Source organism: Streptomyces sp. NPDC026515 (assembly GCF_055567595.1).
The window spans coordinates 95,288-121,086 of sequence record NZ_JBVHQD010000002.1; the positions used below are offsets into that span (position 1 = coordinate 95,288).

23 protein-coding genes are annotated in these 25,799 nt (G+C 70.7%); 11 read left to right on the forward strand and 12 right to left on the reverse strand.

Annotation, left to right across the window (positions count from 1 at the left end; translation table 11 throughout):
• Positions 1–4 precede the first annotated feature (4 nt).
• Entirely contained in the window at positions 5–589 is a 585-nt protein-coding gene (locus ACZ4O3_RS03880; protein WP_467721067.1) for a hypothetical protein, read from the forward strand.
• 7 nt (positions 590–596) lie between these two features.
• Complete coding sequence (locus ACZ4O3_RS03885; protein WP_362716175.1) at positions 597–1,223, forward strand: OmpA family protein; 627 nt, start codon at positions 597–599, stop codon at positions 1,221–1,223.
• Positions 1,224–1,227: 4 nt separating this feature from the next.
• On the opposite strand, the gene ACZ4O3_RS03890 is transcribed toward ACZ4O3_RS03885, so the two are convergent.
• Entirely contained in the window at positions 1,228–1,596 is a 369-nt protein-coding gene (locus ACZ4O3_RS03890; RefSeq protein ID WP_467721068.1) for a DUF192 domain-containing protein, read from the reverse strand.
• A gap of 542 nt (positions 1,597–2,138) precedes the next feature.
• Between ACZ4O3_RS03890 and ACZ4O3_RS03895 the strand changes: the two genes are divergently transcribed.
• A complete protein-coding gene (locus tag ACZ4O3_RS03895; RefSeq protein WP_467721069.1) occupies positions 2,139–3,017 on the forward strand; it encodes an LLM class flavin-dependent oxidoreductase in 879 nt (292 codons plus the stop codon).
• 30 nt (positions 3,018–3,047) lie between these two features.
• Here the strand turns inward: ACZ4O3_RS03895 and ACZ4O3_RS03900 are convergent, their stop codons facing one another.
• On the reverse strand, positions 3,048–3,569 hold the full coding sequence (locus tag ACZ4O3_RS03900; protein ID WP_467721070.1) for a DinB family protein: 522 nt from the start codon (positions 3,567–3,569) through the stop codon (positions 3,048–3,050).
• 52 nt (positions 3,570–3,621) lie between these two features.
• Between ACZ4O3_RS03900 and ACZ4O3_RS03905 the strand changes: the two genes are divergently transcribed.
• From ACZ4O3_RS03905 to ACZ4O3_RS03925, 5 genes are all read left to right on the forward strand, one after another.
• Positions 3,622–4,428, forward strand: a complete 807-nt coding sequence (locus tag ACZ4O3_RS03905; RefSeq protein WP_467721071.1) for a class I SAM-dependent methyltransferase — start codon at positions 3,622–3,624, stop codon at positions 4,426–4,428.
• A 967-nt stretch (positions 4,429–5,395) separates the two neighbouring features.
• A complete protein-coding gene (locus tag ACZ4O3_RS03910) occupies positions 5,396–6,169 on the forward strand; it encodes an isoprenyl transferase (protein WP_362721737.1) in 774 nt (257 codons plus the stop codon).
• Positions 6,170–6,578: 409 nt separating this feature from the next.
• Positions 6,579–7,904 carry a PhoH family protein gene (locus tag ACZ4O3_RS03915; protein WP_362721734.1) on the forward strand — a complete coding sequence of 442 codons (1,326 nt, stop codon included), beginning with the start codon at positions 6,579–6,581 and terminating at the stop codon, positions 7,902–7,904.
• 427 nt (positions 7,905–8,331) lie between these two features.
• Positions 8,332–9,015 carry an aggregation-promoting factor C-terminal-like domain-containing protein gene (locus ACZ4O3_RS03920; RefSeq protein WP_362721732.1) on the forward strand — a complete coding sequence of 228 codons (684 nt, stop codon included), beginning with the start codon at positions 8,332–8,334 and terminating at the stop codon, positions 9,013–9,015.
• Between the two features lie 138 nt (positions 9,016–9,153).
• Complete coding sequence (locus ACZ4O3_RS03925) at positions 9,154–10,509, forward strand: AI-2E family transporter (RefSeq protein ID WP_362721729.1); 1,356 nt, start codon at positions 9,154–9,156, stop codon at positions 10,507–10,509.
• 29 nt (positions 10,510–10,538) lie between these two features.
• On the opposite strand, the gene ACZ4O3_RS03930 is transcribed toward ACZ4O3_RS03925, so the two are convergent.
• Positions 10,539–11,078, reverse strand: coding sequence for an alkyl hydroperoxide reductase (locus ACZ4O3_RS03930; protein ID WP_362721742.1), 540 nt, complete (start codon positions 11,076–11,078; stop codon positions 10,539–10,541).
• 1 nt (position 11,079) lies between these two features.
• The gene (locus ACZ4O3_RS03935) at positions 11,080–11,631 is read right to left on the reverse strand and encodes a peroxiredoxin (RefSeq protein WP_362721727.1); all 552 of its coding nucleotides are present in this window, start codon (positions 11,629–11,631) and stop codon (positions 11,080–11,082) included.
• Between the two features lie 136 nt (positions 11,632–11,767).
• Here ACZ4O3_RS03935 and ACZ4O3_RS03940 point away from each other — a divergent pair, with 136 nt between their 5' ends.
• Positions 11,768–12,802, forward strand: a complete 1,035-nt coding sequence (locus ACZ4O3_RS03940; RefSeq protein ID WP_467721072.1) for a LysR substrate-binding domain-containing protein — start codon at positions 11,768–11,770, stop codon at positions 12,800–12,802.
• 3 nt (positions 12,803–12,805) lie between these two features.
• Here the strand turns inward: ACZ4O3_RS03940 and ACZ4O3_RS03945 are convergent, their stop codons facing one another.
• The 5 genes from ACZ4O3_RS03945 to ACZ4O3_RS03965 form a co-directional block, all read right to left on the reverse strand.
• On the reverse strand, positions 12,806–15,151 hold the full coding sequence (locus ACZ4O3_RS03945; RefSeq protein WP_467721074.1) for an ABC transporter permease: 2,346 nt from the start codon (positions 15,149–15,151) through the stop codon (positions 12,806–12,808).
• On the reverse strand, positions 15,148–15,837 hold the full coding sequence (locus ACZ4O3_RS03950) for an ABC transporter ATP-binding protein (RefSeq protein ID WP_362725728.1): 690 nt from the start codon (positions 15,835–15,837) through the stop codon (positions 15,148–15,150). The genes ACZ4O3_RS03945 and ACZ4O3_RS03950 overlap by 4 nt, the downstream gene beginning before the upstream one ends.
• The gene (locus ACZ4O3_RS03955) at positions 15,834–16,358 is read right to left on the reverse strand and encodes a PadR family transcriptional regulator (protein ID WP_362725725.1); all 525 of its coding nucleotides are present in this window, start codon (positions 16,356–16,358) and stop codon (positions 15,834–15,836) included. Before ACZ4O3_RS03955 ends, ACZ4O3_RS03950 begins: the two co-directional genes overlap by 4 nt.
• Before the next feature lie 200 nt (positions 16,359–16,558).
• Positions 16,559–16,813, reverse strand: coding sequence for a type II toxin-antitoxin system antitoxin (locus ACZ4O3_RS03960; protein WP_467721076.1), 255 nt, complete (start codon positions 16,811–16,813; stop codon positions 16,559–16,561).
• Entirely contained in the window at positions 16,810–17,727 is a 918-nt protein-coding gene (locus ACZ4O3_RS03965; RefSeq protein WP_467721078.1) for an SPFH domain-containing protein, read from the reverse strand. The genes ACZ4O3_RS03960 and ACZ4O3_RS03965 overlap by 4 nt, the downstream gene beginning before the upstream one ends.
• 265 nt (positions 17,728–17,992) lie before the next feature.
• Here ACZ4O3_RS03965 and ACZ4O3_RS03970 point away from each other — a divergent pair, with 265 nt between their 5' ends.
• A complete protein-coding gene (locus tag ACZ4O3_RS03970; protein ID WP_362725716.1) occupies positions 17,993–20,401 on the forward strand; it encodes a transglycosylase domain-containing protein in 2,409 nt (802 codons plus the stop codon).
• A gap of 195 nt (positions 20,402–20,596) precedes the next feature.
• Here the strand turns inward: ACZ4O3_RS03970 and ACZ4O3_RS03975 are convergent, their stop codons facing one another.
• The 3 genes from ACZ4O3_RS03975 to ACZ4O3_RS03985 form a co-directional block, all read right to left on the reverse strand.
• A complete protein-coding gene (locus ACZ4O3_RS03975) occupies positions 20,597–22,687 on the reverse strand; it encodes a SpoIIE family protein phosphatase (RefSeq protein ID WP_467721079.1) in 2,091 nt (696 codons plus the stop codon).
• Positions 22,688–22,993: 306 nt separating this feature from the next.
• Complete coding sequence (gene fomD / locus ACZ4O3_RS03980) at positions 22,994–23,707, reverse strand: cytidylyl-2-hydroxypropylphosphonate hydrolase (protein ID WP_362729398.1); 714 nt, start codon at positions 23,705–23,707, stop codon at positions 22,994–22,996.
• Between the two features lie 84 nt (positions 23,708–23,791).
• Positions 23,792–25,177, reverse strand: a complete 1,386-nt coding sequence (locus tag ACZ4O3_RS03985) for a class II fumarate hydratase (protein ID WP_467721081.1) — start codon at positions 25,175–25,177, stop codon at positions 23,792–23,794.
• A gap of 182 nt (positions 25,178–25,359) precedes the next feature.
• Here ACZ4O3_RS03985 and ACZ4O3_RS03990 point away from each other — a divergent pair, with 182 nt between their 5' ends.
• Positions 25,360–25,737 (forward strand): hypothetical protein, encoded by a 378-nt coding sequence (locus ACZ4O3_RS03990; protein ID WP_362729402.1) that lies wholly within the window; start codon positions 25,360–25,362, stop codon positions 25,735–25,737.
• Positions 25,738–25,799 lie beyond the last annotated feature (62 nt).

A 25,799-nucleotide genomic window follows, 5' to 3' on the forward strand; every position in this document is an offset into this window, starting at 1 on the left:
AGTTATGGACATCCGGTTCACTGCGAGGGCTCGCAGGGGGACGGTCGCGTTGGCCGTGACGGTCGGTCTGGCCCTCGGTGTGGCCGGATGCGGCGGCGGAGGCGACGACAAGGCGGACAAACCCCGGGCGTCCGCCTCCGCGTCCAAGAGCGACGGATCGAACCCGAGTGCTCAGGAGGGTCAGTCCGAGACCCCGCTCGCCGAACTCAGAGGGACGGACGGTTTGCTCCTTCAGATCACCTCCGCTCAGCGCGACTCGGGCGGGTTCGTGACGGTCAACGGCACCATCAAGAACGACGGTTCCGGCTCTGTCGTCATCCCCGCCCAGGTCAGCGGGGACGAGACGGAGATCACCAGGCACGGCTTCTCCTTCGGCGGGGCCACCCTGGTCGACTCCAAGGGCAAGAAGCGCTACTACGTCCTGCGCGACACGGACGGCAGGCCGCTCACCAGCATCGGCATCACCAACGTCGACGCCGGCCAGACCGTCCCCGTCTTCATGCAGTTCCCCGCCCCACCCGCCGACACCACCGAGGTCACGCTCCAACTCCCCACCTTCTCCAGCGGCACGATCCAGATCTCCGGGTGAGGCCGACGTGACCACACCACGCCTCCCCCTGACCCTGGGCGCCGCCACGCTCCTCCTGGCCGCGAATCTCTACGGCGCGACGGCCGCCCGTGCCGACGGCGGTGACCCGAGCGTTCCCCCGGGCACCGAGCCCTCCGCCTCCGCGCCCGTGAGGATCGACCCGACGGACCCCGACCTCAAGCTCCCCGAAGGCGCCACCCTCGCCGATCCCAAGGTCCTGGACATCAAGTCGGTCGTGGAGGACCAGAGCGGCGACGAGCGCCGTGAGGACACCAACGCGGACGTGACGTTCGCCCTCCAGGCCGAGGTGCTGTTCAGCAAGGACAGCTCCAAGCTGAGCGCGGCGGCCAAGGCGCGGATCGACACGATCGCGGAGGAGATCAGGAAGCAGAACGCCACCCAGGTGCGCGTCTTCGGCTTCACGGACAACCTGGGCTCCTCGGCCCACGGGGACGTCCTCTCCCGGCAGCGCGCCAACGCCGTACAGAGCGTCCTCGACCAGGACCTGAACGACCCGAACATCACCTTCGACGTCCGCGGCTACGGCGAGCAGTACCCGATCGCCGACAACTCCACGGAGCAGGGCCGCAAGAAGAACCGTCGCGTGGAGGTGACGTTCCCGAGGACCGGGTGAGCGGCTACTCGGCCTCTGTCTCTATGCTCACCCGCGTCCCCACCCGCACACCCCACCCCGCCATGGTCCCGGCCTCCGCCTCCAGCACATGCCGGGACCGCGGGCGCGGCAGCCCCAGGCGCCCCGGCGGCATGGTGCGCAGGGCGATGACGGTCAGCCGCCGGTCCAGATAGGCGACGTCGATCGGCATCCGCATCCGCAACGTGTGGATGCTGCCGGCGGGGGAGAGCAGCATCGCCCCGTCGAGCGAGTCCCGCCCCAACAGGCCTTTTGCGCGGGCCCGGTAGGACGTGGCGATCTCCAGCGGGACGGTGACCGGGTCCTCGTCGCCATGGATGACCAGACTTCCTCGTCCGTCCTGCCAGCGCCTCATGGCCTGCCCCTCGCCGGTCTCGTAGCGGTTCCTCGAATCGACCGTATCCGCAATACGGACGAGTGATGCTCGCAGCCGTCCGCACATGCGCGAAACGGCTCGTGGACAGCGTGGGGAGCACGCCGTCGGCCGTCGACCCACGGGACCCATGTGACGTGGCATCCGGACGTGGCCCTGGAGAAGGCGTTGGACAGGGCGAGGGGGAAGAACGGGAACAAGTGACAGCCACGAATCCCTGACCGCATCTCGGCTTCAGTTACGCGCCCGGCAGCACGGAACTGGTGCACGACATCCACCGCAGGCTGCGCACTCCAAGGTCACCAGACTGACGAGGCCGCGAAGCAACTGTGGCTGTGGGCCGGGAAACTCGGGGAGTTCCAGCGGCGCGCACGCAGACTCGACCGTGAGGCCGGGGAAGCCCGCGCGGCAACGCGTTCGCCGCGCAGGAGTACGGCTGCCGGACCCGCAGTCGGCGACGCCGTGAGGCCTGACTTCGGTCCATGCGGTTGTGGCCTTCCCGGTCCTCCGGTTAGGAAGGTCCCATGACCGCACTAGGCGCCGTATTCCGCCCCCAGCTGCCGCCCGAGCGACTCCGTGCCGTGGTTCGGGTCGCGGAGGGGGCCGGGCTGGAGGAGCTGTGGCTCTGGGAGGACTGTTTCCGGGAAGGTGGGATCTCCACAGCCGCCGCTGCCCTCGCATGGTCGGAGCGGGTGCGGATCGGGGTCGGGCTGCTGCCCGTGCCGTTGCGGAACGTCGCGATCACCGCGATGGAGGCCGCCGCGCTGCACCGGATGTTCCCCGGGCGCGTGGTCCTCGGGGTCGGCCACGGCGTGCAGGACTGGATGGGCCAGGTCGGTGCCCGCGCCGAGTCCCCGCTGACCCTGCTCCGCGAGTATCTCGACGCCCTGCGCGCGCTGTTGCGCGGCGAGCGGCTCACCGTCGACGGGCGCTACGTCCGGCTCGACGACGTGGCGCTCGACTGGCCGCCCGCCGGACCCGTCCCGGTCCTCGCGGGCGCCGAAGGCCCCCGCACCCTCCGTCTCACCGGCGAGGCCGCCGACGGGACGATCCTCACCGCAGCCACCCCGCCCGACGGTGTCCGCCGGGCGCGGCGGCTCATCGAGGAGGGACGGGCCGCCGCCGGGCGGAGCGGGGAGGAGCCGCACGAGGTCGTCGTCTATCTCCTCACCGCCACCGGGGCCGACGCGGCCGCCCGGCTCCGTGCCGAACTCGGTGCGGAGGGCCTGGAGTCCGTCCCCGATCTCGGTGTCGCCGGAGACGCGGGCGCCGTCGCCGAAGCCGTACGGCGGCTCACCGAGGCCGGCGCCGACACCGTCATCCTCCAGCCGACGGCGGACGAACCCGATCCCGAGGGTTTCGTACGGTTCACCGCCGAGGAGGTCCGGCCGCTCGTGCCGTGAGCCGTCCGGCACGGCCGCCGTCCGGCCCGGTCAGGCGGTGTCCTCGGGCACCGGCCGCTGGTGATCGCCCGTCGCCCCGTCGATCAGCTCCCGCAGGATGTCGAGGTGCCCGGCGTGCCGGGCGGTCTCCTCGATCATGTGGACCAGCACCCAGCGCAGGGAGACCTGATGGTCCCGCCAGTCCGGCCGGCCCAGCGCGTCCAGGGGCCGCCCGGCGATCACCGCGTCGGAGGCGGCGCGCGCACGGCCGTAGAACTCGACGATCTGCCGGGTCGTCTCGCCGGGGCCGACCGACAGGTCGTCGTCCGTGTACGGGTCGAACCAGAGGGGCTCGACCTCGGCGCCGAAGCTCGCCACGAACCAGCCGTACTCCACCGACGCCAGATGTTTCACCAGCCCCAGCAGGTTCGTCCCGGACAGAGTCATCGGGCGGCGCAGCTGTTCGTCGTCGAGGCCCTTCAGCTTCCACAGCACCGCGTCCCGGTGCCGGTCCAGGCTCGCGTGCAGGATTTCCTTCTCACCGGCGGTAGAGGTGTCCTCGGTCGTCGTCATGGTGGGCGAAATTAGCAGCGGGCACCGACGATGTGCTGGGATCATGCGGGCCATGGCCGATCAGACGCACCGCACCTTCGAGGACCTCGTCGCCGAGGGCGCCGCCGTGCCCACCGAAGGCTGGGACTTCTCCTGGTTCGAGGGCCGGGCCACCGAGGCGCGTCCCACCTGGGGCTATGCCCGCGCGGCCGGCGCACGGCTGGCCGGGGCCACCGCCGCGCTCGACGTCCAGACCGGCGGTGGCGAGGTGCTCGACTTCGCGCTCGGCACGGCCGCCGTGAACGGCTCCGCACGGCCGCGGCTGCTCGCCGCCACCGAGGGCTGGGCGCCGAACGTCCGTAAGGCGAGCGCTCTGCTGAGTGCGCGCGGTGTCGTGGTCGTCGCCTCGGCCGAGGACGCCCCGCTGCCGTTCGCCGACGAGTCCTTCGACCTGGTGCTCAGCCGGCACCCGGTGCGCGCGCACTGGCCCGAGATCGCGCGCGTGCTGCGTCCCGGGGGCACGTACTTCGCCCAGCACGTGGGGCCCGCCAGCGCCTTCGAGCTGGTGGAGTACTTCCTCGGGCCGCAGCCGGAGCCGGTCCGCGGTGGCCGGCATCCCGAGCGGGAGCGGGCCGGGGCCCAGGCGGCCGGGCTGGAGGTCGTGAGCCTGCGGGCCGAACGGCTGCGGATGGAGTTCCACGACATCGCCGCCGTCGTGCACTTCCTGCGGAAGGTCGTATGGATGGTCCCCGGCTTCACGGCCGAGGCGTACGAGCCCCAACTCCGCTCCCTGCACCGGCGGATCGAGGCGGAGGGACCCTTCGTCGCGCACAGCACCAGGCACCTCTTCGACGCCCGTAAGCCGGAGCTCCGGCCCTGATCCATCCGCCTTGGAATGCCAGGTCCCGAAGAATGGCCAAGAACGGTCGTTCGAGGGGGCGGACGGCTGGGCGGTGCCGGGGAAGCCTGCGGGATCACCGTGGGGTGTCTCATGACACCGTTGGGCTAACCATGGCAAGTAGTTCGCTCTTTCTTGTATCTGTACATATGTGAACATTTGGCCTCTCTGTTCACCTGTCATTTCCATGGCGTTTTCACATCGTTACCTCTGGTGTCCCGTATCAATCCGTCGGCTCACGTAAGTTCAGACCAAGGTAATTCGCGTGAGCAAAGCCGCGCGGGCGGCGCCGTGCTGTGGAGGGGGCTGCGCGGTGCCGCATTGCCCTACTGGCACCCGTCAAGCCGTCGTTCGCGGCCGGGGTGGCCCGCCGGAGGGGCGGTGGAACAACTCGCCGAGACGCCCCCAGGATGGCCCAAACCCTTTTGATCTCCCCGAATGCCGCCACCTTCCCTGGGATTCCGCTGCGAATCGGCCATCGGGGGCCCCTGGATCCAACGCTTCCGGCCTCCCGAGGCGTCGTCGGGCGACTCCGGAGAGTAGTTGTGGCACGCCGATGCACGCAGCATCACTTACGAAGGGTTATGGTGGAACCCCCCCCTCGGGCCGGTCCGTCTCCCCCCCACGGACCGGCCCGTTTTTTTCCCGTCCTCCGTCGGCGCGCGGTCCGGCCCTGAAGTCCGGCCTCCGAGTACGGCCCCGACGCCGTATCCCGAACGGGCGCGGGGGCGCATGTGTCAGTGCCCCCGGCCCGGGGTGCGACCAGCCACACGACCCGCGGCCGGGTGGCGACCGGAACCCCCGCCTCCGGAGGCCCCTCCCTCCCGCGCCTCCCCCAACTCCCCCCGGGGTAGGCTTCGGCGGGCGGACTCCCGCATGCGCATCCCGCGGACTCCCGCATCCCGATCACGCGGACTCCCGCATCCGAATCACGAGGGGCGGACCTCAAGTGAACCTGCGCGACAAGCTGCGCGGCCTGCTCGTCAGGCTCTACGCACGCCGGGTGGAAGGCCACCTGGACCACGCTCAGGTGCCGAAGCACATCGGCGTCATCGTGGACGGCAGCCGACGCTGGGCGAAGGCCGCCGGCTCCACCCCCGTCGACGGTCACCGCGCCGGCGCCGAGAAGATCGAGGAGTTCCTCGGCTGGTGCTCCGAGACCGACGTCGAGGTCGTCACCCTCTGGCTCCTGTCCACGGACAACTTCAACCGCCCCCCGGAGGAGCTGGTCCCGCTCCTCGGCATCATCGAGGACGTCGTCCGCACCCTCGCCGCCGACGGCCGCTGGCGGGTCCACCACGTCGGCACCCCCGACCTCCTGCCCTCCCCGATGCAGACCGCGCTCAAGGAGGCCGAGGAGGCCACCGCGCACGTCGACGGCATACTGGTGAACGTCGCCATCGGTTACGGCGGCCGCCAGGAGATCGCCGACGCCGTCCGCTCGATGATCCTCGACGCCCAGGACAAGGGCATCGGGATGGGCGACCTCGCCGACTCCGTCGACATCGACATGATCGGCCGGCACCTCTACACCGGCGACCAGCCCGACCCGGACCTGGTGATCCGCACCAGCGGGGAACAGCGGCTGTCCGGATTCATGCTCTGGCAGACCGCACACGCCGAGTACTACTTCTGTGAGGTCTTCTGGCCCGCGTTCCGCAAGGTCGACTTCCTGCGCGCCCTGCGGGACTACGCGGCCCGCCACCGCCGCTACGGCGGGTGACGTGATCGTGACGGCGGACGTCGACACGGCATACGCCCCCCGTCACCGCCGCCACGCTGGATGACCTCCTCGCCACGCTGAATGACCCCACCGCACCCATGAGGCGTAAATCACCCATTCCGGGGCGCCGGTAACACGGAGTTCACCTGCGTGTCGTTGCAGACCGTGGCATGGCGGCGCATGTTCGAGGGCATAAGGCAAGCAGGTCGATGCCCGAACCACGGGCATCGGTTCTCAGCGGGCGACTCGGGGTCGTCCGCCCGGGAGGCCCTTTGCACCAGCCCGACCGTGCGGTCACGGCACGGAAGAAGCAGCGGGGGGCCGGTTTTCGGCCCGTGCAGGGCGGCCGTCAACCGGTCCAGCTCCTCTTCGTCGCTCCCCGACCTCATCCGAGGGGGTACGTCCTTCCGTGGTGACCAGCACAACGCGCCGCAAGTCCGACCGGCGCACCTATGTTCTCGACACCAGCGTCCTGCTGGCCGACCCGAACGCCATGACCCGCTTCGACGAGCACGAGGTCGTGCTTCCGATCGTGGTGGTCACGGAACTGGAGGCCAAACGGCACCATCCCGAACTCGGCTACTTCGCCCGGCAGGCCCTGCGTCTGCTCGACGACTACCGGGTCCGGCACGGCCGCCTGGACGCGCCCATCCCGATCGGGGACCTGGGCGGCACGATCCGCGTCGAGCTCAATCACTCGGACCCCAGTGTCCTGCCCAGCGGCTACCGCCTGGGGGACAACGACTCCCGCATCCTGGCGGTGGCCCGCAACCTGCAGGCCGAGGGATACGACGTCACCGTCGTCTCGAAGGACCTCCCGCTCAGGATCAAGGCGTCGTCGGTCGGCCTGCTGGCCGAGGAGTACCGCGCCGAGCTCGCCATCACGGGCGCCTCCGGCTGGAACGGAATGTCCGAACTGACGCTCTCCGGCGAACAGGTGGACATCCTCTTCGAGGAAGGGCACGTGTACGTCCCGGAGGCCTCCGACCTCCCCGTGCACACGGGCCTGACCATCCAGTCCGAGCGCGGCAAGGCGCTCGGCCGGGTGACGGCCGAGGGCAGCGTCCGTGTGGTGCGCGGCGATCGGGAGGCCTTCGGCATCAAGGGCCGCAGCGCCGAGCAGCGCATCGCGCTCGATCTGCTGCTCGACCCGGACGTCGGGATCGTGTCGATGGGCGGCCGGGCCGGCACCGGCAAGTCGGCGCTGGCGCTGTGCGCGGGCCTGGAGGCGGTCCTGGAGCGCCGCCAGCACAAGAAGGTGATGGTCTTCCGTCCGCTGTACGCGGTCGGCGGGCAGGAGCTGGGCTATCTGCCCGGTTCCGAGTCCGAGAAGATGAGCCCCTGGGCGCAGGCGGTCTTCGACACCCTTTCGGCGGTCACCAGTCGCGAGGTCATCGAGGAGGTCACCGCTCGCGGGATGCTGGAGGTGCTGCCGCTCACCCACATCCGCGGCCGCTCCCTGCACGACGCGTTCGTGATCGTGGACGAGGCCCAGTCGCTGGAACGGAACGTCCTGCTGACCGTTCTGTCCCGGATCGGTGCCAATTCAAGGGTGGTTCTGACCCACGACGTGGCCCAGCGGGACAATCTCCGCGTCGGCCGGTACGACGGTGTGGTCGCCGTGGTGGAGAAGCTGAAGGGGCACCCGCTCTTCGCGCATGTCACCCTCACCCGGTCCGAGAGGTCGCAGATTGCCGCACTTGTGACCGAAATGCTCGAGGACGGACACATCTGATCCATCTGATCCCCGTGTCCAACTTGGGTTGATTACCCGTCCGTTGGCGCCGTCCGGCAAAGGCGTTGAGCCTAGCCGGGCGGCGCCTTCGTGCGTGCGGCTTTCCTGAAATCCGCTGGGGGAAACGGGATGTGAGCTTTCACACGCAACTCGGAATTGCCACCCGGTGTCGGGTTACGGCAGAGTCTCACTCCTGTCAGGCCCCGCATACGACACACCTGTACCCCCAGCGGTACGGCAACACGGAAGCATCACAGCTAATTCCATAGCGACGTCGTATGCCGCCCGAGCACTGCACGGCGCTCCCCAGCGGGGAGCCGCCCGTCGGGCCCGTGCCTCCCGTGACCCCGCAGTTGGGAGGCCAGCGTCAGGGGAACGATTGCGTCCGCCAGGGTCACCGAAGCGGGCGATGCTGGAAGGAAACCGTGTGAGCCGGATTTCGGTCCGGGGATTCGCAGTGGCCTCGGCCACCGCGGTCACCGCCGTCGGAAGCGTTGTCGGTGTTGCCTCGGGCAGCGTCGCACAGCCCAACGACGCTGAGGCGACGGCAGCCGACACCACGCTCCTCGCGGACATCCCCGCGGGTCAGCAGGCAACGGTGCAGACCGCGTCCCTGACGCAGCAGGCCGACGCCGTGGCCATCCAGGCCGACGCGACCGCCAAGAAGGATGCCGAGCAGGCAGCCCGGGTGGCCGCCGCCAAGGCCGCGACCGCCAAGAAGGCCGAGGCCGAGCAGGCGGCGAAGGAGGCCAAGGAGCGCGCCGAGGCGAAGGAAGCGGCCAGCCGTTCCTCCGTCACCTTCGCGGTCCAGAGCTCGTACTCCGTGGCGCAGATCCAGGCGATGGCGCAGCAGATGGTGGCCAGCGGCCAGTACCAGTGCTTCAGCAACATCGTGAGCCACGAGTCCGGCTGGAACTACCGGGCGGTCAACGCCTCCTCAGGTGCCTATGGACTCTTCCAGGCCCTGCCCGGCTCCAAGATGTCCTCCGTGGGCGCCGACTGGCAGACCAACCCGGCCACCCAGATCAAGTGGGGCCTCAACTACATGAACTCCCGGTACGGCAGCCCTTGTGAGGCGTGGTCGTTCTGGCAGGCGAACAGCTGGTACTAGAGGCCGCTCGGCTTCTCTCAACCTCCGACAGCCCCTCCCCGTCCTAGGGGGAGGGGCTGTCGCCCTGTACGGTCGGACCGAACGACTCCAGGGGTAGTGGTGAGGAGCACCCGGAGACACGGGGAAAGAGAGCGGATCATGTCGCGAGTGCCCGAGTGGCTCGGCAGGCTGGGCGCCGGACTGAGCGAGATGGGCGAGCGGTTGGACGAGCGGCGGGCCGAGGTGGAGCGCGAGCACGCCGAAGCCGAGCCGCCCGCGGTGCCCGCACAGTCGGCCCCCGCTCCCGCGCCGGCGGCTCCCGCCTCCGCCCCCGTGTCCGCCCGGAAGCCCGCACCGCGTCCCGACCCGGTGACGGCCATCCCCTGGGGCGTGCGGGTCGCCGCCGAGGCCGGCTGGCGGCTGCTGGTGCTGGCCGGCACGGTCTGGATCCTGATGCGGGTCATCAGCGCCGTCCAACTCGTGGTGTTCGCCTTCGTCATCGCGCTGCTGATCACCGCCCTGCTCCAGCCCACGGTCGCCCGGCTGTGCCGCTACGGAATGCCCCGCGGGCCCGCCACCGCGCTCACCGCCATCTCCGGCTTCGTGGTGATCGGCCTGATGGGCTGGTTCGTGACCTGGCAGGTCATGGAGAACATCGACACGCTCTCCGACCAGGTCCAGAACGGCATCGACGACCTGCGCAACTGGCTGCTGAAGAGCCCCTTCCACGTCACCGACAAGCAGATCAACCAGATCGCCAAGAACCTCCGCGAGGCGATCGGCGCCAACACCGACCAGATCACCTCGTTCGGCCTGGAAGGCGTCCAGGTCGTCGTGGAGGCCCTGACCGGCATCCTGCTGGTCTTCTTCTCCACACTCTTCCTGCTCTACGACGGCGCGCGCATCTGGCAGTGGTTCCTCAAACTCGTGCCCGCCGCCGCCCGCGACGGCGTGGCCGGCGCCGGCCCGCGGGCCTGGCGCACGCTCACCGCCTACGTCCGCGGCACGGTCCTGGTCGCCCTCATCGACGCCATATTCATCGGCCTGGGCATCTACTTCCTGGACGTCCCGATGGCCGTCCCGCTCGCCGTCTTCATCTTCCTGTTCTCGTTCATCCCGCTGGTCGGCGCGGTCGCCTCGGGCGCCCTGGCGGTGGTGGTCGCGCTCGTCACCCAGGGCGTCTTCACCGCGGTCATGACCCTCGCCGTCGTCCTGGCGGTGCAGCAGATCGAGGGCCACATCCTGCAGCCCTTCATCCTCGGCCGCGCGGTCCGCGTGCACCCGCTCGCCGTGGTCCTCACGGTCGCGGCCGGCGGGCTGGTCGCCGGCATCGGCGGCGCGGTGGTGGCCGTACCGCTGGTGGCGGTGACGAACACGGTGGTCAGCTATCTGCACCAGTACTCGAACGAGCGGTACGGGAGCGGGGAGCCGCCCGAACCCGCGCCCGAGGCGATCGAGGACGAGGCCGTCGGGGCCGCGGTGGGATCGGGGAACGCGGAAGACCCCGCCCATTGAGATGAGCGGGGTCCACGGGACGACGGCGGCTACTCGAACTCGCTGAGCACGCTCTCCGCGTCCAGCGTCACGCCCACCGCCTGCACCACCGAGGCGATCTTGAACGCCTCCTGGATCACCTCACGGCCGACACCGGCCTTGCGCAGTACCTGCTCGTGCGAGTCCAGGCACATCCCGCAGCCGTTGATCGCGGACACCGCGAACGACCACAGCTCGAAGTCGACCTTGTCGACACCGGGGTTGCCGATGACGTTCATCCGCAGACCCGCGCGCAGGGTGCCGTACTCGTGGTCGGAAAGCAGATGGCGGGTGCGGTAGAAGACGTTGTTCATCGCCATCACCGCGGCCGCGGACCTGGCGGCCCGGTACGCCTCAGGCGTGAGGTTCGCCTTCGCCTCGGGCGCCAGCTCGCGCAGCACGATCGGGGAACGGGAGGCGATGGCGGTCGCCAGGACCGTGCCCCACAACTGCTGGGCCGGCAGTTCGGAGTTGCCGATGACCGAACCCAGATTGAGCTTCAGGTCCTTGGCGTAGTCCGGGACCGCGGACTTGAGGGAGTCGAGCGACAACTCACTCACCGGCCAGCAGCGCGACCGGGTCCAGGGTGTCCTCGCCCTTGGTCCAGTTGCACGGGCAGAGCTCGTCCGTCTGGAGGGCGTCGAGGACCCGCAGGACCTCCTTGGGGTTACGGCCCACCGAGCCCGCGGTCACCATGGAGAACTGGATCTCGTTGTTCTGGTCGACGATGAAGACCGCGCGCTTGGCGAAGCCGTCCTCGCCCTCGATGCCCAGGTCGCGCATCAGCTCGTGCTTCGAGTCGGCCATCATCGGGAACGGCAGCTCGCGCAGGTCGTCGTGGTCCTTGCGCCAGGCGTGGTGGACGAACTCGGAGTCACCGGAGAAGCCGAGGATCTGTGCGTCACGGTCGGCGAACTCCTCGTTCAGCTTGCCGAACGCGGCGATCTCGGTCGGGCACACGAAGGTGAAGTCCTTGGGCCACGCGAAGACCACCTTCCAACCCTGGTGGGTCTTGTGGGTGATCGTCTCGAACTCCTTGCCCTTCTCCAGCGAGACGCAGGCGGTCAGTTCGAACTCGGGGAACTTGTCACCGACAGTGAGCACACGCTCTCCTTGCAGCGCGGAAGCACCCCGGATCGCGGGGTCGCCTCCGATGGGTTGGACGCCGCTGATCGTGGCACAAGGTGCATTGATTCCTGAAATAGCTACACTCGGTCGGGTTGATCGGAGGTGGCTATCAGTGGCTGTGGGTAATCCCGTGGGGAGCGGTGTCGGTGCCGGGAGCAAGCGCCGGCAACCCAGTCTCGCCCAGCTGCGTGCCTTCGCCGCCGTCGCCGAACACCTCCACTTCCGGGACGCGGCCGCCGCAATAGGCATGAGTCAGCCCGCGCTGTCCGGAGCCGTCTCGGCACTGGAGGAGGCGCTCGGTGTCACGCTCCTGGAGCGCACCACCCGCAAGGTGCTGCTCTCGCCGGCCGGCGAGCGGCTGGCCGTACGCGCCAGGGCCGTGCTGGAGGAGATGCGGTCGCTGCTGGCGGAGGCCGAGGCGGTGCGGGCGCCGTTCACCGGCGCGCTGCGGCTCGGTGTCATCCCGACCGTCGCGCCGTACCTGCTGCCCACCGTGCTGCGGCTGGTCCACGACCGTTACCCGGACCTCGATCTCCAGGTCCACGAGGAGCAGACCGCCAGCCTGCTGGACGGACTGACCGCCGGACGCCTCGACCTGCTGCTGCTCGCCGTCCCCCTGGGTATCCCGGGTGTCCGCGAACTTCCGCTGTACGACGAGGACTTCGTCCTCGTCACCCCGCTGGACCAGCCGCTCGGCGGGCGGACCGGCATTGCGCGCGAAGCCCTCAAGGAGCTGAACCTGCTGCTCCTGGACGAAGGGCACTGCCTGCGCGACCAGGCCCTGGACATCTGCCGGGAGGCCGGGCGGGAATTCAAGGGGGCGGGGCGAGGCCCCTCGGTCGACGGGGGCGGTGGGCCACGGGAGGGCGCTCCGGTCACCACCACGGCCGCCGGCCTGGCCACCCTCGTCCAGCTGGTGGCCGGCGGGCTCGGCTGCACCCTGCTGCCGCACACCGCCGTCAGGGTCGAGACCAGCCGCAGCGACCGGCTGCTCACCAGTGCCTTCGCGGAGCCCGCCCCCAGCCGCAGGATCGCCCTCGCGATGCGCGCCGGGGCAGCGCGCGGCGCCGAGTACCGGGAGCTGGCGGACGCGTTGCGCGAGGCGCTGCGACCGCTGCCCGTCCGGGTACTCGGCGCCGACGGGTGACCCCTACTCCGTGCGGAGCCCGTCCGGGCGCATCAGGCGCAGCAGCGGCGGCAGGCTCAGCAGCGTCACCGCGAGGACGACCGCCGCGCCGAAGCCGGTCATCGCCGCCACGCCCGGCCAGTCCACCCGCACGGAGGAGCCGACCATCTTCAGCAGCACCGAGCCCAGCGTCAGCCCGACCACACCGGCCAGCAGCAGACCGAGCCCGACCGGGATCGCCGTCTGCCACAGCACCGACAGGCTCAGCGTGCGCCGCCGGGTGCCGAAGGCGACCAGCGCCGACAGCAGCTTCTTGCGCTCGCGCAGCTGCTCCAGCTGACCGACCAGCAGACTCGCGCCGATCAGGGCCAGGACGGCGGCGGCGCCGACGAACAGCCCGGTGCGGATGGACTCGAACTGACCGCTGCGCTCGAACGAGGTCAGCGTCTGCGCCTGCATGAGCGGGTCGATCCGCGTCGCCGTGTTGATCACGTACTCGTTGGCGTCGCGCACCCCGGAGTCGACGGACAGGTAGACCACGCCCCGCACCGCGGTGCTGGCACCGTGCGGCAGCGCGCCCGGGGTGAGCAGGAAACCGCTGCGCTTGTAGCCGGTGGGGTCCTCGCGGCTGTGCGCCTGCTTCAGCCCCGCCGGTACCGCCCAGGGGCTCACGGGGCCGTCGTCCTGGCCGTCGTAGGCGGGGTTGAGGTAGAGCGTCCGGTCGTGCTTCGCGCCGGCCCCCAGCATCTTCGCCGTCTCGGAGTCGGCCTCGGAGCCCTTCAGCACGAAGGCGTCGCCGTCGTGGCAGGACGGCAGGGTGGCGATCTCGCGCAGCGAGGCGCAACCGCCGACGCTCACCGAGGCGGTCTGCTGCGGCTCCTTCTTCTTGTCGCCCACCTCGCCGTCGGCGATCGAGACCACCTTCCGCACGCCCTTCGTGCCGGCCATCGCCTTGGCCACCTCGGGCACCGGGACGCCGTTCAGTACCTGGACCTCCATCTGCGCGCGGTTGAGGTCGTTGCCGGTCTGCTTGGTGTAGTCCGCCTCGACGCCGGAGAAGAGCATCTGCAGGGCGATCGCGCCGGCCACCGCCACCGCGATGCCGTTGACCAGACGGGCCGCCGTACCGCTGCTCAACTGAAGGCGGCGCACGGCCAGTTGCCAGGCCACCGCACCGCGGCCGAGCCGCGCGACGACCGCCTCCACGACCCACGGCAGCAGCGCCGTGACGCCGACCAGGAGCAGCAGGACACCGCCGGTGACCAGGTACTCGTTGAAGTCGCCGCCACTGCGGCCCTGCCCGACCATCGGGTACAGCGCCGCCAGACCGGCCACCGGGAGCAGCAGCCGCCACCACAGCCGGCGCCGCCTGGGCTTCGCCGTCCGCACCACGCCGAGCGGTTCGATGACCACCCCGCGCAGGGTGAACATGGTCACCAGCACGGCCGCCGCCGGGACCGTGACCGCCACCAGTGCGGCCAGCACGGGCGAGGGGTTGAGGTAGCTCGGGAACACGCTGATGCCGAACACCTCGGCGTTGCCCGCGAACTGGCGGCCGGCCAGGAAGAAGCCGACGCCGAAGACCAGGCCGAGCAGCGCGCCCGCCATCGCCTCGCCGGCCGCGATCCGCCGGACCATCCGGCCGTCGGAGCCGACCAGCCGCAGCGCGGCCAGCCGCCGGTCGCGGCGCTCGCCGCCGAAGCGGACGGCGGCCGCGACGAACACGGCGACCGGCATCAGCAGCACCACGAACACCACGAGGATCAGCAGGCTGAGGACCGGGTCGGTCTCCGCGTCCGGCGACCTGGGGCTGCCGAAGTGGTCGATCCGGGCCACGTTCGGCGGGTCGATGTGGCCGGCGAGGGTGGCGGAGCCCGCGTAGTAGGCGAGTTCCTGCGAGCCGGTCAGCCCGCTCTCCGCGATGGTCGCGGTGATCCGGTACGGCAGCCGGGCGCGCAGCAGCGCGCCGTCGGGGGAGTCGAGGAGCCGCTTGAGCGCGGGGGAGACGGCCATGTCGCCGGCGGCCGGGTACGCGGTGAGCCCGGGCGGCACCGGGGCCTTCGCGCCCTCGCGCTGGATCATCCGGCCGCGGATGTCCCTGCCGTGGTACGGGGTCTCGATGTCCGCGACGACGAACGTCTTGTCGCTCGCCTTCACGGGCGTGTAGACGTACGTGTAGTCGGCCCGTGCCACATCCCGCTGGTGGCGCACGGCCAGCGCGTTCGGGAGGGCGGTGGTGAGCAGCAGCAGTGCCACTCCCAGGCCCACGCCGATGGCGGTCAGCGTGGCCCGGAACCAGCCCTCGCGTCCGCCTCCGAAGGCGAACCGGACCCCCAGGCCGAGGTCCCTGGACCACTGCCTGACGTTCATACCGCCCGCTCCATGTCCCGGGACTTGCCATCGCGTACGACGATCTCGCGATCGGAGTAGGCGGCCACCCGGGCCTCGTGCGTGACGAGTACGACGGCCGCGCTGGTGGAGCGGGCCGCGTCCGTCAGCAGCTCCATCACGCGCTCGCCGTTGAGGGAGTCCAGCGCGCCGGTCGGCTCGTCGGCGAACAGCACCCGGGGCTCGGTCACCAGGGCCCGGGCCACCGCGACCCGCTGCCCCTGGCCGCCGGAGACCTCGCCGGGCCGCTTGCGGCCCAGGTCGTCGACCTCCAGTTTCTCCATCCAGCCGAGCGCGGCCTTCTCGGCCTCCTTGCGGGAGGTGCCGTTCAGCCGCAGCGGCAGCGCCACGTTCTCCACACAGGTCAGTTCGGGGACCAGCTGGCCGAACTGGAAGACGAACCCGAAGTCGCTGCGGCGCAGGGCGCTGCGCTCGGTGTCGTTCATGGTGGCCATCTCGCGCCCGGCGTAGCGGATGGAGCCGGAGTCGGGCGTCACGATCCCGGCGAGGCAGTGCAGCAGGGTCGACTTTCCGGAGCCGGACGGACCCATCACGGCGACGACCTCGCCCGGGTGTATCGAGAACCCGGCCCCGTCGAGCGCGAGCGTGGGGCCGTAGGCCTTGCGCAGCCCCTCGGCCGCGAGCAGTGAACCAGCGGGAGCGGTCACTTGGTCACCTCCGTGCGGAGCTTGTCGAGACGGGCGGCGGTCAGTTCGAGCCACCGCAGGTCCGCCTCCAGGTGGAACAGGGCGTGGTCGCAGACGAGCTGGTCCGCGAGGTCGCCCCGGCGCTTGCGGTCGGTGAGGATGCGCATGCTGCGCAGATGCTCGGAGCGCTGGCCGTCGAGGACGTCGCCGGCGTCGCGGTGCGTCAGCAGGGCGAGCACGACCTTGGTGTACAGGGTCGACTGGAGGTACTCCTCCGGCTTCTCCGGAGTCGCCAGCCACTTCTCGACGTCGGTGACGCCGGCGTCGGTGATGGCGTACCGCTTCCGCTCGGGGCCGCCGCCGGCCTCGATGCCGTCGACTTCCACGAGCCCGTTCTTCAGCAGGCGGGACATCGTCGAGTAGACCTGGCCGTAGTGCAGCGGCCGGTCGTGACCGAACTTCTCGTCGAAGGCCCGCTTCAGGTCGTAACCGTGACGCGGGCCGGACTCCAGGAGCCCCAGGAGGGTGTGACCGATGGACATGACAGCACTCTACACACGGTGTATACGCACGATGTATACGCACGGTGTGGAGATCATGGCGGGGCGTGCGAACGTGCAGCTCGGAGCTGTTTGTCACGGTTGTGCGACACGTTGCCGTGCTCGCGCTGGAGCAGGGGACGCGGGGGGCAACGGCAAGGCCGGGCGGGAGCCGGTCCGAGTCGGGTGGCGCGGAGGGGCGTTCAGGCGGACGGGGGGCCGGGGGTGGAACCGCCAGGGGGGCGGCCTCTGCGGGGGAGGGGGTCCGTCCCGCCGGGAAGCCGGCCGGCTTCCGCGAGCGCGCGCCGCAGCAGGAACTCGATCTGCGCGTTGGCCGACCGCAACTCGTCGCCGGCCCACCGCGCCAGCGCGTCGTACACGGACGGGTCCAGCCGCAGCAGCACCTGCTTGCGCTGCCGCGGCCGACGCCGTGGTGCCCCTTCGGGCGAGTCCGTCACTGGTACAGCGTCCCGGTGTTGAGCACCGGCTGCGGTGCCCGGTCCCCGCACAGCACCACCATCAGGTTGGACACCATCGCCGCCTTGCGCTCCTCGTCCAGTTCCACGATGTCCTGCTCGGCGATCCGCGCGAGCGCCGCCTCGACCATGCCCACCGCCCCGTCGACGATCTGCCGCCGCGCGGCCACCACCGCCCCGGCCTGCTGCCGCTGGAGCATCGCCGAGGCGATCTCGGGAGCGTACGCGAGATGCGTGAACCGTGACTCCACGACCCGCACGCCGGCCGCCTCCACCCGCGCCTGGAGTTCGACGGCCAGCTTCTCGGTGATCTCCTCGGCGTTGCCGCGCAGCGAGAGCCCGTCCTCGTCGTGGGCGTCGTACGGGTACTCGATGGCGATGTGCCGGACCGCGGTCTCGGTCTGCGTCGCGACGAACTCCGTGTAGTCGTCGACCTCGAAGACGGCCTGGGCGGTGTCCTGGACCTTCCAGACGACGACCGCGGCGAGCTCGATCGGGTTGCCGTAGGCGTCGTTGACCTTGAGGACGGGGGTCTCGTGGTTGCGGACCCGGGTGGAGATCCTCGTCCGCGAGGTGAAGGGGTTGACCCAGCGCAGCCCGTCCTGCCGGATCGTGCCCCGGTACCGCCCGAAGAGCTGCACGACCCGCGCCTCGCCCGGCGCCACCGTGTTCAGGCCGCGCATCGCGATGACGGAGGCGACGAGGACGGCGGCCCCTGCGAGCGCGAAGCCCGGGTTCACGGAGGCGGCCACGAACAACGCGACGGCGGCGAGCAACCCCAGCAGGCCCAGCAGCAGGGCGAGTCCGCCGCCGATGCTGTGCGCGGCGAACTCCCGTACGCGCGGGGCCGGCATCTCGGGTACGTCGGCGGTCGCCGCGGTGTCGTGAACGGACATGGTTTCCCCCTTGAGGAGCTGTCTATCGCTCTGCTGACTTTCTTCTATCTAAGTGATAGCACTTTATGCGCCCAGGCAACCCTCTGCCTCTCCCGATCGTCGGTTCCGTTGGTACGGGGTGCTGATTGTCACGTCCGTAAAGGGCGGATCGTCTGCTCTTTGTCATAGAGGGCGGTGTTAGTTTTCGGAGCTGACCTGAGCCACGTACTTGTGTGATGCCCGTACACACGTGTGACAGCCGAGACGAAGCGGAGCAGACGGACTCATGGGACGAGCGGAAGAGAGAAAAGCGCGACAGCGCGGCGGCCGCCGTGCCGCGCCCAGGCCCCGCTCGTCGCCGCAGCCCGCGCACGACTCGCCCGAGGCCCCGGGCGGCACCGCGACGGCGGTCCAGCCGGCGCAGGCCGAGGGGGGCACCCGCGCGGAGCGCCGCAAGGCCGCCGCGAAGGGCAAGCCGGCCAAGGGCGGCAAGCCCGCCAAGGGCCGGATACGCCGGCTGTTCACCTGGAAGAAGATGCTCGGAGCGTTCTTCGGCGTCTGTCTCCTCGGGATCGGCGCGTTCATCCTGCTGTACGTGATGGTGTCCGTCCCCGAGGGCAACGCGCTCGCGCAGACCCAGAGCAACGTCTACAAGTACAGCGACGGCTCGGTCCTGGCCCGCAAGGGCACCGTCAACCGGGAGATCGTGGACCTGTCCAAGGTCCCGAAGGACGTCCAGCACACCTTCGTCGCGGCCGAGAACAAGACCTTCTACAGCGACTCGGGCATCGACCTCAAGGGCATGGCCCGCGGCCTCTACAACACCGCGCGGGGCCGCGGCACCCAGGGCGGATCGACGATCACCCAGCAGTACGTCAAGAACTACTACCTCGACCAGGACCAGACCGTCACGCGCAAGCTGAAGGAACTGGTCATCTCGCTGAAGGTGGACCGGGAGACGTCCAAGGACGACATCCTCGCGGGCTACATCAACACCAGCTACTACGGCCGCGGCGCCTACGGCATCCAGGCCGCCGCCCAGGCCTACTACCGCGTCGACGCCGAGGACCTCTCGGTGGAGCAGGGCGCCTACCTGGCCGCGCTGCTCCAGGCGCCCAGCCAGTACGACTGGGCGGTGGCGGGCCCCATCGGCAAGAAGCTGGTGCAGCAGCGCTGGAACTACGTCCTCGACAACATGGTCGGCCAGGGCTGGCTGGACAAGTCCAAGCGCGACACCATGAAGTTCCCCATTCCGAAGGAGCCGAAGGCCGCCGCCGGCCTTGAGGGCCAGAAGGGCTACCTCGTCGAACTGGCCAACACCCAGCTGGAGAACCAGCTGATGAAGGACCAGGGCCTCACCCGCTCCGAGGCGGAGGCCCAGGTCGTGGACCAGGGCTGGACGATCACCCTCAACATCGACCCGAAGAAGCAGACCAAGCTGGAGGCGGCGGTCAAGGGCCAGCTCACCAGCAAGCTCGACGGCAAGAAGCGCACGGTGGACAAGAACGTCCAGGCGGGCGCCGTCTCCGTCGACCCCAAGACCGGCAAGATCCTCGCCCTGTACGGCGGCGTCGACTACTACAAGCACTACACCAACAACGCCACCCGCGCCGACTACCAGCCGGCGTCGACCTTCAAGCCGATCATCCTCGCCGCCGCGCTGGACCAGGACGCCAAGACGCAGGACGGCAAGGAGATCAACGCCAACACGATCTACGACGGCACCAGCGGCCGCGCGGTCAAGGGCAGCGACATCGCCTTCTCGCCGCCCAACGAGGACGACGCCGACTACGGCGACATCACCGTGCAGACGGCGATGAACAAGTCCGTCAACTCGGTGTTCGCACAGATGGGTGTGGACGTCGGCATGAAGAACGTGATGAAGGTCGCCGACGACCTCGGCCTGGACACCACGGACCTGCCGGCGGTGCCCGCGCAGACGCTCGGCAGCATGGGCGCGAGCCCGCTGGAGATGGCCGGGGTGTACGCCACCCTCGACAACCACGGCAAGAAGGTCACCCCGACCATCCTCGCGTCGGCGGAGAAGACCGGCCGCAAGATCGACCCGCCGGACCCGATCGGCGAGCAGGTGATCAACAAGAGCGCGGCCGACCAGGTGACCTCGGTCCTGACCGGTGTGGTCGACGACGGTACGGCGAAGGTGTCGGTGGCCCAGAACCCGCTGCGCAGGGGCCAGCAGGTGGCCGGCAAGACGGGTACGTCCGACAACAACAAGTCGGCCTGGTTCACGGGGTACACGCCCGACCTGGTGACCTCGGTGGGTCTGTTCGGTGAGGACTACAAGAAGCACAGCCAGGTGTCCCTCACCGGCGCCACCGGTCTGATCCCCGGCACCGGCCGGATCAACGGTGGCGGCTACCCGGCGCAGATCTGGGCGACGTACACGTTCGGCGTCACGAAGAAGGCCAAGTTCGAACTCGACACCGACCTGGGCGCGGCCGTCCGGCCGTCGCAGACCCCGTCGAAGTCCGCGACCCCGTCCGAGACGCCGTCGCAGACCCCGAGCCAGACTCCGACGACGTCCGCGCCGCCTTCCCAGACCCCGTCGCAGACCCCGAGCCAGACTCCGACGACGTCCGCGCCGCCTTCCCAGACCCCGTCGCAGACCCCGAGCCAGACCCCGACGGGCGGCATCACGGACAACCCGCTGGACCCGGCGGACGACTTCCAGTAGCCGTCCGAGCACGAGCGATACGGACCCGCCCCCCTTTGTGGGGCGCCGGGTCCGTATCGACGCGCGGCTGCTTCCGCGCGGACGCGACCGGCGGTGTCTCGGGGCTCCGCGGGCGCGGCCCCCCAGGGGCGCGGGGACCTGCGCGACCAGCCACAGCCGGTCCGCAGCTTCCCGACGACCCGGAGCCCTGCGGGCCTAGCGGTTCAGCTCGAACCAGACGACCTTCCCGGTGCTCAGCCGGGTCGCCCCCCAGCGCCGGGCCAGCCGGTTCACCAGGTACAGCCCCCGGCCGCCCTCGTCCGTCGCCCGCGCCTGCCGCAGCCGCGGCAACTGCGGCACGTCGTCGCCGACTTCGCAGCGCAGCACATCGGTCCGCAGCAACCGCAGCGTCACCGGCCGCGACGCGTACCGCACCGCATTGGTCACGACCTCGCTGACCAGCAGCTCCACGGAGTCGGTCAGCTCCTCCAGCCCCCAGCGCGACAGCGCCCGCCGGGCCAGCCGCCGGGCCCGCCCCGGCGCCGCGTCCTCCGGCTCCAGGAACCAGTACGCCACGTCACTCGGCGCGATGCCGTCGAACCGGGCCGCGAGCAGCGCGATGTCGTCGTCGCGGTCACCGGGCCCGAGCATGTCGAGCACCTCGTCGCACAGCGCTTCGAGCGGCGGCGGATGATCCGGCCCGGTCAGCTGCGCGGTCGCGGCGAGCTTCTCCCGCAGCTGCTCTATCCCGGTCCACACGTCCCGCAGCCGGGACTCCACGAGACCGTCGGTGTACAGCAGCAGCGTCGCCCCGGCCGGCGCGTCCAGCTCCACCGCCTCGAAGTCGACCCCGCCGACCCCGATCGGCGCACCCGGAGGCACCCGCAGCACCTCGGCGTGCCCGCCCAGGTGCAGCAGGACCGGCGGCGGATGCCCGGCGTTGGCGATGGTGATGCGGTGCGACACCGGGTCGTACACCGCGTACAGACAGGTCGCCATCCGGTCGGTGCCCAGCCGCTGCGCCTGCTCGTCCAGGTGGTGCAGGACCTCCTGCGGCGGCAGGTCCAGCCCGGCCAGCGTCTGCGCGGTGGTCCGCAGCTGCCCCATGATGGCCGCCGACGTCATCGAGTGCCCCATGACGTCGCCCACCACCAGCGCCACCCGGCTGCCCGGCAGCGGGATCGCGTCGTACCAGTCACCGCCGACCCGCGCGGTCTCCGCGGCCGGCAGATAGCGCGAAGCCAGCCGCACGCCCGTGGCGCTCGGCAGGTGCTCCGGCAGCATGGTCCGCTGCAGTTCGTCGGCGATGTAGGCCTCCCGGCCGTACAGCACCGCCTTGTCGATGCCGAGCGCGGTGTGCGTGGCCAGCTGGGCGGCGACCAGCAGGTCGTCCGTCTCGAAGGCGAGCCGCTCCGGCCGGCGCAGGAACAGCGCCGCGCCGATCACCCGGCGCCGGCCGCGCAGCGGGGCGAGGATCGCGTGCTGTCCGCCGGGTACGAGGGCCTCGGCGCCCTCACCGAGGAGTTCGGGCAGCGCGGTGCGCGCGGCGGGGGAGTCGGCGAAAACCGGCCGTACGCCCCGCAGTACTTCGTTGAGGGCACCGCCCGGCCGTACCTCGCACAGCTCCGCCGTGAGCGCGGACAGACCGATGTCGGCCGGTTCCGGTTCCGGCGCGGGCAGCGGCGGGAAGCCGTCGGTGTCCCGTTCCTCCGGGATCCGGTCGGTACGGCGCAGCCGCAGCACCACCGGGCCGACCGGCCGTTCGTCGCCGACCGGCAGCGGGTCGCGCAGATAGACCAGGATCGCGTCCGAGAACGTCGGCACGGTCGCCCGGCACAGCCCCATCACGATCTCGTCCAGGTCGATGCCCCGGGCGATCCGGCGGGTCGCGGCGCCCACGAAGCGCAGCCGGTCGCCGTCCCGGCGCATCGGCATCGGCCGTCCGGGTGGCAGCCCGCGTCCGGTACGGCGCTCCTGGGCGCTCGTGCCGGCCACCCGCTCCTGCTCGGCGCCGGGCTGCGGCGGAATGCCCTCCGGGGTGGGGCGCGGCCGGTGTGGGTCGGGCTCAGCGCTGGTGGGCTGGGCGTGCTCGGGGCCGTTGACGGAGTGCTCCTTGGACATGCTGGTACCGGGGCCGGAGGGCGTCTCGCCCGCGCGGGCCTGTGCCGGTAAGGCGGTGGCGCCGAGCGGGAGGGGCGCCGCCTGCGGCTGCGGTGGCGGTTGCGGGGTACGCAGGAGCGCCCCGCGGGCCTCCGCGGGGTCGGCGCCCGGCTGTGGGCGCTCGTAGGAGGTGGGGTGCTCCGTCACGCGTGTCGAATCCGTCCGTCCGGGGCTGCGCGCCGGGCGCGCAGGTGGTCCCGCCGAGACTCCGATACCCGGATTACGTGGCCCAGGAACGGATTTACGGCGTGGCTGGAGGCTGTTCCTGTACCGCCGACGGACGGTCTGCGGGCCGCGCCCCGCTCGCCGGTGCTGCCCTCGTACCCCTCACTCACGTCCTGCCGCCCCTCGGTGACGTTCGGTCAAGCCCGGCTGAACGCTCCGGGAGTTGTGCTCAACGCGCCCTTGCGGAGGACGATCCTACGGTTGTGCACCGGGGGCGCATCAAGGGTCTCATGTGGACACGTGCGCGGGCGTACGGTCCCAGTCCTCAGGCAGCGACGGTACCGCCCACGACGGATCCGGGCGCCAGTGCTGCCAGCCGTCCGAGAACGGCGGCTCCCAGGCCCCTACGGCGGTCACCGCGGCCAGGCCCGCCGCCCGCACCCGTTCGGCCGTCTCCGCGCCCATCAGGCCGTCCCGCTGCGCCTGGGCGAACTCGTCCTCGTCGAGCCAGCGCCAACTGCGGTCCGGATGCACGGAGATGTCCAGGAAGTGATCCTCCGAGTCAACCCCGCCGTCCCAACGGGCCAGTGGCTGCTCAAGGTTGACGTACCAGTTCTTGAACTGCCAGCCCGGTTCCCAGAACAGCCACACCGACCAGGGCTGACCGGGCCGGGCGAGCTTGAGCACCCCGGTGCCGAACCAGTGCCCGCGGCGCACGGTGCGCGGCTTGGTGTACCGGGACTCCAGCGGCTCCTCGCCGACCGACGTGCCGTCGGCGAACACGGGCCGGACGCACTCGGTGCCGGGTGCCAGCCAGACCGCCAGCAGCTCCTCGTCGTCGCGGACGACGGTGACGGGGCGCGCGATGTGGAAACCGTGCCCGGCGTTCTCCCGGTACCGCCACAGGATCTGGCTCCCCGGAGCCCAGAACCCGGCTCCGCCACCGGTCGCACCGCCCGTTTCCCCGCGCGTCACGCGTCTCACCGCTCCACCGTCTGCCATGCACAGATATTAGGTGCCATAGGCATACGACGCCGCGGCGGACGGCACGGTTCTGGCCGGGCGGCGCGAAACGTTCGCACGTGGTTACGGCCGTGTCATCCGCAGGACATCCAGTGCCTCGTCCAGCTGCCCGACGGTCAGATCGCCCCTGTCGACGTACCCGCCCTCGATGACGACCTGGCGGATGGTCTTACGTTCCGCCAGCGCCTTCTTGGCCACCTTGGCGGCCTCCTCGTAGCCGATGTACTTGTTGAGCGGGGTGACCACGGACGGGGACGACTCGGCGTACTCGCGGGCCCGCTCCCGGTGCGCGGTGATGCCGTCCACGGTCCGGTCGGCGAGCAGCCGCGAGACGTTGGCCAGCAGCCGGATCGACTCCAGCACGTTCTTGCCGATGACCGGGAGCATCACGTTCAGCTCGAAGTTCCCGGCCGCGCCGGCCACGGCGATGGTCTGGTCGTTCCCGATGACCTGCGCGGACACCATCAGGACGGCCTCCGGGACGACCGGGTTGACCTTCCCCGGCATGATCGAGGACCCCGGCTGCAGATCCGGCAGCGCGATCTCGGCGAGTCCGGTCCGCGGGCCCGAGGCCATCCAGCGCAGATCGTTGGCGATCTTCGTCAGGCCGACCGCGACGGTCCGCAGCTGCCCGCTGGTCTCCACGATCCCGTCCCGCGCGCCCTGTGCCTCGAAGTGGTCGCGGGCCTCGGTGAACGGCAGCCCGGTGACCCGCGCGACCTCCTCGATCACCGCGGCGGAGAATCCGGGCGGGGTGTTGATCCCGGTGCCCACCGCCGTACCGCCGAGCGGCAGTTCGGCCAGCCGGGGCAGCGAGGCCCGCAGCCGCTCCACGCCGTACCGCACCTGCGCCGCGTAGCCGCCGAACTCCTGTCCGAGGGTCACCGGCGTGGCGTCCATCAGATGGGTCCGCCCGGACTTCACCACGTCGGCGAACTCGCCGGACTTGCGCTCCAGCGACGCCGCGAGATGCTCCAGGGCCGGGATCAGGTCCCTGGTCACGGCGGCGGTGGCCGCGATGTGGATGGACGACGGGAACACGTCGTTCGACGACTGCGAGGCGTTGACGTGGTCGTTCGGATGGACCTCGCGCCCGAGCCGCTCGGTGGCCAGCGTCGCGAGGACCTCGTTGGTGTTCATGTTCGACGAGGTCCCCGACCCGGTCTGGAACACGTCCACCGGGAACTGGTCGTCCCACTCCCCCTCGGCGACCTCCGCGGCCGCCTCCTGGATCGCCCGGGCCATGTCCTTGTCGACCACCCCCAGCTCGGCGTTCACCTTCGCCGCCGCGCCCTTGATCCGGGCCAGCGCCTCGATGTGCGCGCGCTCGATCCGCTGGCCGGAGACCGGGAAGTTCTCGACGGCCCGCTGCGTCTGGGCCCGCCACTTGGCGTGGGCCGGGACCCGTACCTCGCCCATGGAGTCGTGTTCGATCCGGTAGTCGCTCATGCCGGTATCAGCGATCGGGGTGCCGCGGTTGTTCCGGCCTGCTGCATTGGCACCACCGACGTCACCGGGTCGGGGGACTGCGTCCGCTGCCGCCAGGCGGGACATCACGGATAAGTGTGACTATCTGCCCAAGGTGACAGGCGATTCCCCGCCATCACCACGGCTGGCAGGAGGACCAACCGATGAACTTCACTCCCAAGGGTCTGCTCGGCGCCATCGCGGCGGTGTCCATAGGCGCGGCGACCCTGCTGGGCACGGGAGCCGGCCCCGCGGCCGCGTCCGGCGGCACCCACCGTGCCCACTGCGACCGCGCCGAACGGCCGGTCTGGAGTGGCGACCCCAGCCGCAACATCACCGCCCGCGGCTGCAGTGTGCCGTCCGGGGGCGGCAAGCGCTGGTACCGCGTCGAGGTCGACACCCTCGTGGAGCGCCGCCACAAGACGGACTACGCGGACAGCCCGGTCACGGGAACCACAACGAAGCACGACAAGACCGTCAGGTGCATGGGCTACACCAAGGCCGGCGCCACGGTGAACTGGTTCGGCTGCATGCCCTACTGACCGCCGGGTGGCACCACCCGGCCCGTCCGGCGTTCGAGGACGAGTCCTTCGGGCCGAAGCGG